General features: G+C 58.9%; 10 protein-coding genes and 1 pseudogene. 5 read left to right on the forward strand and 6 right to left on the reverse strand.

Going from position 1 to position 12,922, the window contains the following annotated elements; translation table 11 throughout:
• Window positions 1-27: 27 nt before the first annotated feature.
• Entirely contained in the window at window positions 28-336 is a 309-nt protein-coding gene (locus tag AB4O01_RS08830; RefSeq protein ID WP_320337610.1) for a DUF7693 family protein, read from the forward strand.
• On the opposite strand, the gene AB4O01_RS08835 is transcribed toward AB4O01_RS08830, so the two are convergent.
• On the reverse strand, window positions 327-785 hold the full coding sequence (locus tag AB4O01_RS08835; RefSeq protein ID WP_460091392.1) for an N-acetyltransferase family protein: 459 nt from the start codon (window positions 783-785) through the stop codon (window positions 327-329). The genes AB4O01_RS08830 and AB4O01_RS08835 overlap by 10 nt on opposite strands.
• Before the next feature lie 143 nt (window positions 786-928).
• Between AB4O01_RS08835 and AB4O01_RS08840 the strand changes: the two genes are divergently transcribed.
• The gene (locus AB4O01_RS08840) at window positions 929-1,573 is read left to right on the forward strand and encodes a TetR family transcriptional regulator C-terminal domain-containing protein (protein WP_460091394.1); all 645 of its coding nucleotides are present in this window, start codon (window positions 929-931) and stop codon (window positions 1,571-1,573) included.
• Window positions 1,574-1,592: 19 nt separating this feature from the next.
• Here AB4O01_RS08840 and AB4O01_RS08845 read toward each other — a convergent pair whose 3' ends face one another.
• The 3 genes from AB4O01_RS08845 to ggt form a co-directional block, all read right to left on the reverse strand.
• Complete coding sequence (locus tag AB4O01_RS08845) at window positions 1,593-2,606, reverse strand: lysozyme inhibitor LprI family protein (RefSeq protein WP_460091396.1); 1,014 nt, start codon at window positions 2,604-2,606, stop codon at window positions 1,593-1,595.
• A 196-nt stretch (window positions 2,607-2,802) separates the two neighbouring features.
• A complete protein-coding gene (locus AB4O01_RS08850) occupies window positions 2,803-3,336 on the reverse strand; it encodes a cysteine hydrolase family protein (protein ID WP_460091397.1) in 534 nt (177 codons plus the stop codon).
• 66 nt (window positions 3,337-3,402) lie between these two features.
• Window positions 3,403-5,130, reverse strand: a complete 1,728-nt coding sequence (gene ggt / locus AB4O01_RS08855; RefSeq protein ID WP_093441230.1) for a gamma-glutamyltransferase — start codon at window positions 5,128-5,130, stop codon at window positions 3,403-3,405.
• A gap of 153 nt (window positions 5,131-5,283) precedes the next feature.
• Here ggt and AB4O01_RS08860 point away from each other — a divergent pair, with 153 nt between their 5' ends.
• Window positions 5,284-5,799: a methylated-DNA--[protein]-cysteine S-methyltransferase gene (locus AB4O01_RS08860; protein ID WP_460091399.1), complete on the forward strand. Its 516-nt coding sequence runs from the start codon at window positions 5,284-5,286 to the stop codon at window positions 5,797-5,799.
• A gap of 1 nt (window position 5,800) precedes the next feature.
• Here AB4O01_RS08860 and AB4O01_RS08865 read toward each other — a convergent pair whose 3' ends face one another.
• Window positions 5,801-6,391 (reverse strand): NUDIX domain-containing protein, encoded by a 591-nt coding sequence (locus AB4O01_RS08865; protein WP_460091402.1) that lies wholly within the window; start codon window positions 6,389-6,391, stop codon window positions 5,801-5,803.
• Window positions 6,392-6,586: 195 nt separating this feature from the next.
• On the opposite strand from AB4O01_RS08865, the gene AB4O01_RS08870 reads away from it, so the two are divergent.
• Both AB4O01_RS08870 and AB4O01_RS08875 read left to right on the forward strand, forming a co-directional pair.
• Window positions 6,587-11,365 carry an RHS repeat-associated core domain-containing protein gene (locus AB4O01_RS08870; RefSeq protein WP_460091403.1) on the forward strand — a complete coding sequence of 1,593 codons (4,779 nt, stop codon included), beginning with the start codon at window positions 6,587-6,589 and terminating at the stop codon, window positions 11,363-11,365.
• A 124-nt stretch (window positions 11,366-11,489) separates the two neighbouring features.
• Entirely contained in the window at window positions 11,490-11,780 is a 291-nt protein-coding gene (locus AB4O01_RS08875) for a DUF6896 domain-containing protein (RefSeq protein ID WP_460092242.1), read from the forward strand.
• A gap of 126 nt (window positions 11,781-11,906) precedes the next feature.
• Here AB4O01_RS08875 and AB4O01_RS08880 read toward each other — a convergent pair.
• Window positions 11,907-12,908 (reverse strand): annotated as a pseudogene (locus AB4O01_RS08880) (chitinase); the annotation flags it as partial.
• Window positions 12,909-12,922 lie beyond the last annotated feature (14 nt).

Raw genomic sequence — 12,922 nt, forward strand, 5'->3', positions numbered from 1 at the left:
CCCGCTCATCTGGTCATTGAGTTCGACATGTCTGCATTTCTGAGCGCCCGCGAGGTGTGTCAGCGTTTGCGTGAAGCGGCGTTGGGCGTGCTCGCTTTGAAAATCTGCGAGCGGCCTACCAAGGCCGGGCTGGTCACGGTCGATATCGAAGGCTGGCAGTTGCGGCTGGATGTTGAAGGTGGGCGGTTACACCACTGTGAATTTGCCCGCAGCGACGATGGGCAAGAAGGTGCGCTGGAGAGCTGGCAGCGTTACGGCACCGATCCGGTGAGTTTGCTCAGTACCTGGGAATTGGCGCAGATCGAGCTAATGCTGATGGCGGCCGTTCAGCCCTGACGCAAGTCGAGCAAATAGGTGTAGTAACCCGTATCGCGGACATAACCCAATGATTCATACAGCCCCTGCGCAGTGAAGTTGTCGGTAGCGGTTTCCAGTACCAGGCCTTTGGCACCGGTCGCCAAGGCAAAGTCACGCGCCGTGTTCATCAACAAGCGGCCAACCCCACGCCCACGGGCGGCGGGCGTGGTGAACAGGTCGCTGAGCAGCCAGGTGCGGTGGGCATCGATGGACGAGAACGTCGGATACAACTGCACGAAACCCAGCGCCTCGCCCTTTTCATCCTGAACCAGAAAAATCGCGGATTCATCGTCGGCCATGCGCGCGGCGATGAAGGTTCGTGATTGCTCGAGGTTCGACGGCTGCTGGTAAAAGACTCGGTAAGCGTCGAACAACTGCGCCACCGCATCCAGGTGTGTCGCGTCGGCCCGCAGTGCCTGAAGGGTCATGTGCCAGCTCCGTTTCCAGTCAATGATCGAAACAGCATAGCGCCGCCCTTCGAGTGTGCTGGCCTCATCGCTATATAGTTTTGTATATTGCGAAACCGAAATCGCCAGAATCTTTCCATGCCGTCCAGCCAACCTTTATTGCCATGAGTGCCATCCGCGTACGCAACGAGCAGTTGATCCTCGCCGCTGCCAGCGAGGAATTCGCCGCCAACGGCTTCAACGCCACCCAGACCCGCGATATCGCGGCGCGTGCCGGGGTGCCCAAAGCCAATCTGTATTACTACTTCCAGAGCAAGGAAAACCTCTACAGCAAAGTGCTGCTGGGGTTTGTCGAGCCGCTGCTGGAAGCCTCGGCGGTGCTGCGTGAAAGTGATGATCCGCTGACGGGACTGCGCGCCTACGTGGCCGCACGCATTCGCATCGCCCGCGAACATCCGGCGATTGCCAAGGTCTTCAGTGGCGAGTTGCTATTGGGCGGTCGCCAGTTGCCGGATGAGTGCCGCGATCTGTTGCAGGCCGAAGCGCGGCGCAACGTTGAATGTCTGCGCAGCTGGATCGAGCGCGGTTTGCTCGCGTCGGTGGATCCGGAGCATTTGATGCTGTTCATATGGTCGGCGACGCGCACGTACACCAATATCGGCTGGCAGATGGGCCGGATCATGGGGCGCGAAGTGCCGCCGGATGAGGATTATCAAACGGCGGCACAGACGATCACGCGCATGGTGCTGGAGGGCGTGGTCGTAGCGCCGCGGGTGGGCGAGATTCGTGGGGTGTTGTTTGCGACGTGATGGCGCAATGCTGCGCAGATCAGGGCATGAAGTCTACGGGGAGTTCCAGATGATCTTTCATGCGCTCGTTCCAGTCGTGCAAGGCGCCGGGTAGGCGTTTTTTCCATTTCGCAACGTCGGTGTAATAGCGCAGGCGCGAGTGACCGGTGTTGTCATCGGTAACCAACAAGACCCAGAAATGGCCATCGGCTGACCGCATCACGATGCCGGAGCCACCCAGGCCGCGCATCCACATCTCCCAGACCTGACTACCCGGCACATCAGCGGAAGGTTCAGCGGTCATCAACGAGCCGGACTTTTCCACCAGCGTCTGATAATCAGTCTTGAGCAACGTGTGCAGTGCCTGGTTTTCTTCCGGTGTTTGCGCCAGGCCCAGGCTGAGCATGTCGTAATCCAGCGTCAGCGGTTGCTGCGAAGCGACAAAACGACCGGTGTAGTAGACGCCCAACCCGGCACTGCAATATCCGCCTGCACCGACGATAGAAATATCCAGCACACCATTGATGGGGGTGAACAACAGGGTGCACTGGTCTTCCGAGTAAACGGCTTTACCGTCCTTGAGTGTGGCAACGCCATCCAGATCACCGGAGTTGGCGCCCTCAGCCGCCGTGATGTCGATGCTGATGTGCGTGGGATCGCGGCGCTGGGTTATGACTGTCGCCGAGGTTGAGGTCCCTGGCGGAATGAGCTGCCAGGTCGCATCCCAACTGAAGGGCTGGGTGGCGTGTTCAAGTTCGGTCAGGCGCATTAAATACTGCCGACGCAAACAGGCTGTCTGATCGCCACAGGCGTTGCGGTTTTTCAGCCACTGCCGCTGGTCTGCCTTGAGGGCTTTGGCATCGGGGACATCAGCCGATGTCGAGTGCCAGAGCTTGCCCAGCTTCTCATCGAGCAGCGAAATCTGCGGGTCGCCACATATGGCTTTTTCAGTTTTGCTGGCGGCACTGGTGCAATCAAAACTGCTGGCGTGGGTGATAGAGGCAAACGCAAGGCACATCAGCGCCAAGGCATGACGCCGGGAGATAGCGAACATCGAGAGATTCCATTCTTCGGACGGCGCGCAGTATGCCAGTGCTGCCAGCGGAAATCCCTGATGTACATAGCAATCAGGATTTCGCAATCACTGTAGGAGTGAGCCTGCTCGCGATAGCGTTCGGTCAGACGATGTTGCATCAAATGCCACACCGCTATCGCGAGCAGGCTCACTCCTACAGGTTTTGTGTGGATAGTCAGAACGTAATGTCGGCTGCGGGTTTGACGTCGATACGCGCCACCGAGCCAGTCAGATTCGCTAGATCCTTGTTGTGCTCGGCGATGATGTCTTCGGCGCTCATATTGCCGTTGTCGACGGTGGAATGCGCGTCGGCGGCAAGCACTACGTCATAACCCAGCTCATGGGCCCGGCGTACGGTCGCATTGACACAGTAATCGGTCTGCAGACCGCAAATAACCAGTCGTTCGAAGTCTTCACTTGGCAAAAATTTACCCAGGTCAGTCTGGTAAAACGAGTCCCGGGTGGTCTTGCGTACGCGCAGGTCTTTAGGCGATGTCTCAAGCCCTTCGGCCAGTTGCCAGCCTTCGGCACCATGGGCCAACGGGCTGTCCTTTTCTTCATGCTGGATCAGCACCACGGGCACGCCAGCCTTGCGTGCGCGAGCACTGAGACCGTTGATGGTGTCGAGCACGCGCTGAATGTCGTAGCACTGATATTCGCCCGAGCAGAGGGCGCGCTGGACGTCGATGATCAGTAATGCGGTGGTCATGATGAGCCTTCCTTGATCAGTCCTTGAGACAGGGGCGGACCTGAGCCCGCCTCCTTTTTACGCTCCTCAGTAACCCAGTGACAAGCCCGTGTTGCGGCGTGGATCGTTGGCGCCGTAGAAACGGTTTTTGCCGACCGGCTTACCGCCCAGCGAAGGTGCACCCACCAGAATCGCGGCGATGTGGTTGGCGTCCTGCGGGCCGGCAAACTTGTGACCCCAGCTCTCAAGGAGCTTCTTCGTGTCGGGGCTGGCGGCGAAGTCTTCGAGGTTGGTTTCCTCCGGCATCCACTGCTGGTGGAAACGTGGCGCATCGACCGCTTCCTGCAGGCCCATGCCGTAGTCGATGACATTGAGCATGGTCAGCAAAGTCGCCGTGATAATACGGCTGCCGCCCGGTGTACCGACCACCATCACCACTTTGCCATCCTTGGTGACAATGGTCGGGCTCATCGACGACAGCGGTGCCTTGCCCGGAGCAATCGCATTGGCTTCGCCCTGCACCAAGCCGTACATGTTCGGCACGCCGACCTTGGAGGTGAAGTCGTCCATTTCATCGTTGAGGATCACCCCGGTCTTGCTCGCCATCACGCCCGCGCCGAACCAGTCATTGAGGGTGTAAGTGACCGACACCGCATTGCCCCACTTGTCGACGATCGAGTAGTGAGTGGTGTTGCTGCCCTCATGGGGGGCTACGCCGGGTTTGAGTTCGGCCGACACGCCGGCCTTTTGCGGCTGGATGGCGTCGCGCAGTTTGGTCGCGTAGTTCTTGTCCAGCAGATGCTCGATCGGGTTTTTGACGAAATCCGGATCGCCCAGGTAGCTGTTGCGATCAACATAGGCGTGGCGCATGGCTTCGATCTGATAGTGCATGCCTTGGGCCGAATGGAAGCCCAGATCCTTCATCGGATAGCCTTCGAGGATGTTCATGATCTGGCAGATCACTACCCCGCCAGAGCTTGGCGGCGGCGCCGAGACCACGTGATAACCACGGTAGTCGCATTCCACCGGAGCCAGTTCGCGGGTCTTGTATTTATCGAGGTCAGCCTGGGTGATGATGCCTTTGTTGGCCTGGCTGGAGGTGACGATGGCGTCGGCAACCCAGCCTTTATAGAAGCCGTCGGCGCCTTTTTCGGAAATGGTCCGCAGGGTTTTGCCGAGATCCTTCTGCACCAGTTTCTGCCCGACCTGCATCGGCTCGCCGTTATGCAGGAAGATCGAACCGGAGTCGCGCATGTCCTTCTTGAACACGTCGGTGGCGTACTCCAGCAACTCGACGTCACCCTGCTCCAGCGCAAAACCGTCTTCCGCCAGTTTGATCGCCGGCGCAATCATTTCCTTGCGCGGTTTGGTCCCGTATTTGCTCAGCGCCAGCTCCATGCCGGACACGGTGCCCGGCACGCCCACCGCCAGGTGGCCACGGGTACTCAAGTCGGGAATGACGTTGCCTTCCTTGTCGAGGTACATGTTGGCAGTGGCCGCCAGTGGTGCTTTCTCACGAAAATCGAGGAAGGTCTTGCGCCCGTCTGCCAGTTGAATGGTCATGAAGCCGCCTCCGCCCAGGTTGCCTGCTGCGGGATAGACCACCGCCAGCGCGTAACCCACGGCGACCGCCGCATCGACGGCATTACCGCCACTTTTCAATACGTCGACGCCAACATGGGTGGCCAGATGTTGCGCGGTGACCACCATGCCGTTTTCTGCGGCAACCGGTGCCACCGACGCCGCGTGAGCCATGAGACAGCTGAGTGCCAGTGAGGTCGCTATCAGCGATTTGGCCAAAGGTTCGTACTTCATGAGTCGATCTCTTTTTTGTTTTCAGGGTCTGTGCAGAACAGAGAGGGATACGCTGCAAGAGCACCAAGCAGTATGGTCGGCTTTGCGTATTGCGCCTCCCCGATCAGGCAGTATGCTGGGCGCTGTTGCCACCCTGCTCCGGAGTCTGTCGTCATGTCTTATACGTTCATCACCCTGCCCTCGCCCGTCGGCGAGCTGAAGCTGGTCGCGAACGGCTCACGACTGGCGGCCATCCTCTGGGAAAACGATAAACCGAACCGCGTGCGCCTCGGGCCGATGAGCGAGGCACACGACAATCCGATCCTGATTCGAACGGCTCGACAACTTGAAGAATATTTTTCCGGGGCGCGTGACTGTTTTGATCTGGAACTGGATTTCGCTGGCACCGATTTTCAGAAAAAGGTCTGGGCGGCGCTGCTGACCATTCCTTTTGGCCAGACGCGCACCTACAGCCAGATTGCCAGACAGATTGGCAATCCCAGCGCTGTACGGGCAGTGGGCGCAGCGAACGGACGCAACCCGATCTCCATTGTCGCGCCGTGTCATCGGGTGATCGGCGCGTCGGGGAAGCTGACCGGGTTTGCCGGTGGGCTTGAGGCGAAAGAGCACTTGCTGAGCCTGGAGGGTGGGCAGTGGTCGCAAATTGGCAAAACCGGCGAGCTGTTCTGAATCAAGCGCCGAACAGATTATTCATCGCCCCATACTGCAACAGCATGATGGTCTTGGCGTCGCAGATCTCACCGCGCTGAAACGCTGCCAACGCCTCGTCGAACCCCCACTCCAGCACTTCCAGCTCTTCGGTCTCTTCTTCCAGTCCACCACCCTCGCCAACCTTCGATGCCGAATCGTATTCGGCAATGAAAAAGTGCAGCTTCTCGGTCACTGAACCCGGACTCATGTAAGCCTCGAACACCTTCTTCACATCGTGCACGCGATAACCGGTCTCTTCCTCGGCTTCGTCGCGGATACGCTGCTCCGGTGCCGCGCCTTCGAGCAACCCGGCCGCCACCTCGATCAGCAAGCCATCATGGCCATTGACGAACACCGGCAGGCGGAACTGCCGGGTCAGCACCACCGTGCGTTTTTCACGGTTGAACAGCAGAATCGCTGCGCCGTTACCACGGTCGTAGACCTCACGGGTCTGACGCTGCCACTCACCGTTGTTGCGGTGATAGTCGAAGGTGATTTTCTTCAGCAGGTACCAGTCGTGGGACAACACCTGAGTGTCGACGATGCTGACCCGCTCGGCTGTGTTGGACATGACGCTTGATCCTTTTGTCATTGAAGGCTTCCGGGTAGGTAAAGGCCCTTAGTTGTGAACGAGAATACGAAACCCTATACCGCCCTACAAATCATGTCGAAACATCCTACAGATAACGCCTACTCGCCCGACTTCTTTCCTGATTGATCCCCCGCAAAGTCCCCGCACCTTTTTGACGTGCGCGAGAGACTGCGAATGCTTCCAACCGATCGGCTTCTGGCCCTGAACAACAGCATCGGCCTGCTCGTTGTTGCCGCCCTGAATCCCGATGAGCCGGACTTCGAACACCTGATCCGCGAATTCCGCCTGTGCCTGAACAACTACGAGGCCTGGGCCGAGCAGTTCTGGACAGGCACCGCGCTGGATGTCGAGCAAATTTTTACGGTCGGCAACGACGTGCGCCTCAGCGCGCCGATCAAGTCGCGCCAACCGCTCAGTTCATCGGTGGTCATGTGCTCGGCCAGCGGGTCGCTGACGCTGGTACACATGTTCGAGGCCGCGCGGTTTGTGCCGATTGGCAACACCCCGGTAACCCTCGAACCGGTGCTTGCCGATGTCGGCGGCGTGCTGACTTTCGGTGAGCCGCTGCATTACACCATCGGCCCCAGCGGCATTCTGCAAGTGACCGACTGCGATCGGGGCCAGCGTTATCGCATCACCTTCTTTCCCGATGTGTCCACGGACCATGTGCAGACGTTGTACGCCTCCTATCAGGGCATCATCGATGGCCTGGAGGGCTGGTTGCGCGGGGAATGGAGTGAATTTCAGCCGCAGTGGAAGGAATTTTCCAGCGCCGGATTTCTTGAGCGTTACGGTCAGTTGCAACAGGCCGACTGGCGTGGATTCGAGAAAGCCCTGAATGGTGTTTGGGATGACATCCACCAGGTATTCGCCCTGCTCGCCGACTTGCAGGCCAACAGTGAAAAGTTGCTGGAATACCTCAGCGAGGCCGAGCTTGAGGCGTTATTGAATGCCTCCAGCGACGCCATTGCCAACGGTCTGTTGATCCTCAGTGACGAGCCGCTGCTGTTCATTCAGCTGGCCGCGTTTACCAGTTGGCTGAAGATGCTGCCGCCGCAGTATCTGGCTGAAGTGGTGGCCGAGGTGCGGGTCGAATTGCTGATCAGCTTCCTGTTGATGGGCGTGTCGGGTGGCATGGGCGTGCCGCTGCGTTTGAGCAGCAAGGTGCTGGCGAAGATCAAGTCGCCGCGCGCGCGGGAGTGGCTGGCGGCCTCGGCGTTGCGCTTGGCCGAACTGACGTCCTCGGCGGATTTGACGCGGCATGCCAGCGTTTTGAAGCCGCTGATGCTCAATGTGCGTGACGTTGAGTTGAAACCGACACCGTCGATACCGCTGAACATTCGTCAGGCCGATTCTGTGGTGTTGACGGTGCCGAATCCGGCGCCTGTTGTGCGGGACAAGTCTGGTGCTTCGAGCCGGTTGGAACGGCATGAGCCTCACGACGATTCGCCGGATCAGGCGAAAAACCCCAACGGCGACAGCGCCGATTGTGTGCCGCGCACCTGCACCAACGGCTGCCCGGTGTCGATGGTCACCGGCGAAGAACTGTTGACCTTGAGCGATGCGGTGCTCGATGGCGTGTTGCCGTTTGAGTTCGCCCGCCTGTATCGCTCCAGCGCCGCCGAAATCGATGTTGGGTTGGGGTTTGGCTGGAGTCATTCGCTGGCGCATCGGCTGGAGTTTGCCGGCGACGAGGTTGTTTGGGTCGATCACGAAAACCGTCGCACCCGTTTCCCGCTGCCGAGCGTTGAGCGGCCGGCGATTCACAACAGTTTGTCGCGGGCGGCGATTTTTCTGGGCGATGAGCCGGAAGAGCTGATCCTCGCGCTGGCCGGGGACACGGCGCGCTTTTATCACTTTCGTGCAGGACGGCTGACGGCGATCAGCGATGCCTATGGCAACCGTCTGACGGTGCAACGCGATCGCTCTGACCGGGTGCAGCGCCTGGACAACGGGGCCGGGCGTTCGCTGCTGTTGCGCTATGAGCAGGCGCAGTTGGTCGGGGTCGATTACCAGGTGTTTCGCGACGGTGCCTGGAGCACTGAACAAGCGCTGGTCAGCTACCGCTACGACGCCTATCAGCACCTGATCGAAGCGACCAATGCCGTCGGTGACAGCGAGCGTTACGACTACGACGACGCTCACGTGATTCTGCAGCGGCAACTGGCCGGCGGCGCGAGCTTCTTCTGGGAGTGGGAGCGCTCAGGGAAATCGGCGCGCTGCGTGCGTCACTGGGCGTCGTTCTCGCAGATGGACACGCGCTACGTCTGGAACGATGACGGCAGTGTCGCGGTGCATTACGTCGATGGCACCGAAGAGACCTACGTTCACGACGAGCGTGCGCGACTAGTGCGTCAAGTCTCGGCGGATGGTGGCGAGCAGCTCAAGGCCTATGACGATGCCGGGCGCTTGATCGCCGAGCAGGATGCCTTGGGCGCTGTCACCGAATACCGCTACGACGAAGTCGGACGGCTCATCGCGCTGATTCCACCGGATGAGGCGCCTACGTCCTACGAGTATCGCAACGGTTTCCTGCATCGGCGTTCGCGTGGCGAGGCGGTGTGGATCTACCGGCGCAATGCCGAGGGCAATGTCACCGAAGCGGTCGACCCCGACGGTCAGGTCACCCATTACTACTACGACACCCGGGGGCAATTGCTGTCGATCCGCTACCCGGACAGCAGCCGGCATCGCTTGGTCTGGAATAGCCTCGGCCAGTTGACCGAAGAGACCTTGCCCGACGGTGGCGTACGGCGTTTTTCCTACGACGCGCTGGGGCGACGGACCACGACTGCGGACGAACACGGTGCAGTCACCCGTCAGCACTGGGACGCCGTTGGCCGACTGATTCAGACGACATTTCCTGGCGGCAGCACCCGCGCCTACAGCTACGGCGCCTACGGCCAGGTCACTGCCGAGCGCGATGAACTCGGGCGTATCACCCGCTACGAATACGACGATGACCTGCATCTGGTCTCGCGGCGAATCAACCCCGACGGCACGCGGGTGCAGTACCGCTACGACCATGCGCAACTGTTGCTCACCGAGATCGAAAACGAGTCCGGGGAAAAGTATCGCTTGGATTACACGCCGACCGGGCTGATTCGTCAGGAAGTCGGTTTTGATGGTCAGCGCACCGCGTATGCCTACGACCTCAACGGGCATCTGCTGGAGAAGACCGAGTTCGGTGATGACGGCTCTTGTTTGCTCACCGCTTATGAACGCGATACCGCCGGGCGTTTGCTGGTCAAAACCCTGCCGGACGGGATCAAGGTCAGTTACCAGTACGACCGACTCGGTCGTTTGATCAGTGTCGACGACGGCCAGCAACACCCGCTGGCCTTCGAGTACGACCGTCAGGACCGGCTGATCACCGAGCATCAGGGCTGGGGCACCCTGCGTTACCGCTACGACGCCTGCGGCCAGCTCAAGCGCATGCGCCTGCCGGACAGCAGCGTGCTCGACTACCGCCACGCCAAGGGCGGCGCGCTGAACGGGATTGACCTCAACGGCACGCCGCTGACCCGCCATGTCTACCAGTCCGGTCGCGAACTGCAACGCCAACAAGGTCTGCTGCTCAGCGAATACTCCTACGATGATCAGGGACGATTACTCGCCCACGCCGTAGGCCATCAGCGCGATGCGTTGTACCGCCGCGATTATGCCTACAGCGCCAACGGCAATCTCGCGCACATCGCCGACAGCCGCCACGGCCAGCGCACCTACGGCTACGACGCCCTCGACCGGCTGATCCGCGTCCGTCACTCACGCGACGAGCTGCCGGAATCCTTCGCCCACGACCCGGCCGGCAACCTGCTGATGCAGGACCGCCCCGGCCCCAGCCAGATCCAGGGCAATCGCTTGCTGATGCAAGGCGATCGTCATTACGACTACGACGCCTTCGGCAACCTGATCCGCGAACGTCGCGGCCGCGCACAGACACTCGTCACTGAATACCGCTACGACTGCCAGCACCGCCTGATCGGCCTGACCCGCCCCGACGGCCAGACCGCCAGTTACCAATACGACGCCTTCGGCCGGCGTATCCGCAAAACCGTCAACGGCGAGATCACCGAATTCTTCTGGCAAGGCGACCACCTCGTCGCCGAAAGCAGCGAACACGAATACCGCAGCTACGTCTACGAACCCGGCACCTTCCGCCCGCTGGCACTGCTCGACGGCAAAGGCCCGAAAAAAGCCTGCCCCTTCTACTACCAACTCGACCACCTCGGCACCCCGCAGGAACTCACTGACTACAGCGGCGACATCGTCTGGTCCGCGCAATACGACGCCTACGGCAAAGTCGCCGCACTGACCCTGGCCGGCGAGGACTACCTGAACCAGCCGCTGCGTTTTCAGGGGCAGTACTTCGACGGCGAAAGCGGGCTGCATTACAACCGGCACCGGTATTACGACCCGAGGTTGGGACGGTATCTGACGCCGGATCCGATCAAGTTGGCGGGTGGGTTGAATCAGTACCAGTACGTGCCGAATCCGACGGGGTGGGTGGATCCGTTGGGGTTGAACTCCAACTGCCCGCCGCCGAAGAAGCCTGGGTGTGAGGTGCCGGGTGGGATTAGTGGGGCTAAGGTTGATGAGGGTGAGCCACAATTACCGGACTTGATTCATGGCGTTGACCCACATTCAGTGAAGCGAGCGCATGCAATTATGGGAAAAACATCAACTAAACGCGTCGAAAAAATAAGAGATCAAATGCGAGCAGGTGGCTACGATGTCAGCTACCCCATAGACGTAGCAGAGCATCAGGGCAACTTCTATATTCTAGATGGGCATCACCGTGCAGCAGCTGCAAAACAAACAGCAACGCCTATCACTATAAACCTGATCAAAAACATCAGAGAACACAAATGCAACTTTAATACCATTGAAGAAGTAATTGAACCAGCTGAAAATGTCGGACACGACCGATTGGAGCATCACAGAAAAAGATGAAGACAAACGATAAAAATCTTGAGGAGTTAATAAATGACTTTCTTTCAAAAGTAGACTATGGCACGGAGTTACTACAAAAAAATTCGGCACTCGGAATATTTTAAGACTCTGGCGGAGCAAGCAAATCGAACGCTGCGGTGAAATAACTGATGAAATTCAATATGAACTGCACGGTGTAGGGTGCGCCATTCATTTCCCATCAGAATCAGTGGACTTCGATTTCGGTTCGAACAGCAGAATCGACGGCTTTGACGTATGGCGCCTCTACATTTACGCTTTGGACAGGCCGTTTATATATGAAAAATACTGCGACAAGAAAACACTCGAAAAAGAATTCAAAGAGCTTATCTCTTCAAACAGAATCGAAAAAATGTCGATCAATGACAATCTTTATGTCCTGGTTAAAACCGAATAAAAACATACCAGCACGCATTCCAAACCAGCAATGAAGCCCGGCAGCGCTACCGGGCTTCTTTATTTGCAACTAACGAGCGACGTGCGACAGCCTGTCATCGACCCCCGACTCAACGGAACCCACCCCGTGAATCAACGGCCCATAACGCCGGCTGAACTCCCAGTTGTACGGCACGCCATCCTTGCTGGTGCCGTTGTCCCAGTTTACCGACCAGGTCATCAGGCCTTTGATCGGCAGCCCCTTGATCGCCAGACGCTTGAGGACATTCCCGACCACGGTTTTGTCGATCACATAACCGGTGGCAGCCGCATCGTTGTTGGCCGGCAGGCCAATGACGAACTTGTCCGCCGCGATGCGGGTGAAGCCGCGAGTACCGGTCACCAGGCTTTCAGTCAGGTAATAAAGGAAATCCTCTTTCAACGCATCGTTGTTCTGCGCAATCCACGCGCCCGCGCCGTTGTTGGCTTCCGGCACCCAGACCCCGTCGCCACCCTGGTTGTAGAACTGCGGGGCGATGAAGTCGTAGTAGCCTTCCAGCGCCTGCAGATAGCTCAGGTATTTGCCGGTGCTGGTCAGGTATGGAAACTCCGGGGCCATGCTGATGATGAAGTGCTTGCCTTGGCCTGCGTAGTGATCCTTGACCAGTTTCAGTGCGGTCGGCAGGACGGTCTTGTTGGCCGCGAAATCAATCGCGCTCTGTTCAAGATCAATATCCAGGCCGTCGAAGCCGTAGGTTTCCACCAGACGGATGATTTCATTGGCCAGCGGTTGTTCCTGACCGCTGCGCAACTCGATGTGCGCATCGGCGCCACCGAGGGAAATCAACACGGCGCGCCCTTGGCTGTTGAGCACACCGACCTGGCGGCGGAACTCGGCATCGGAAACGTTGAACGGCTTGAAGGTCGGAACGCCGCTGCCTTTCATAAAGGCTACCGCGACGACGTTGTATTCCTTGGGCACCTCTTCCAGCGACAGGCTGGCGAAGCGGCCCTGACGATAACCATCGCTCGGGCCTGCGGGCCAGTTGTGCCAGAAGCCCATGAGGATCTTTTTGCCGGCAATGCTCGGCATCAGCGAGGCGGCATCGCTCGCGGCGTTTTGCACTAAAGAGAAATCGATTTTTGACATGTTCTAATCCTTCA

This window comes from Pseudomonas sp. S2_E02 (assembly GCF_054668355.1).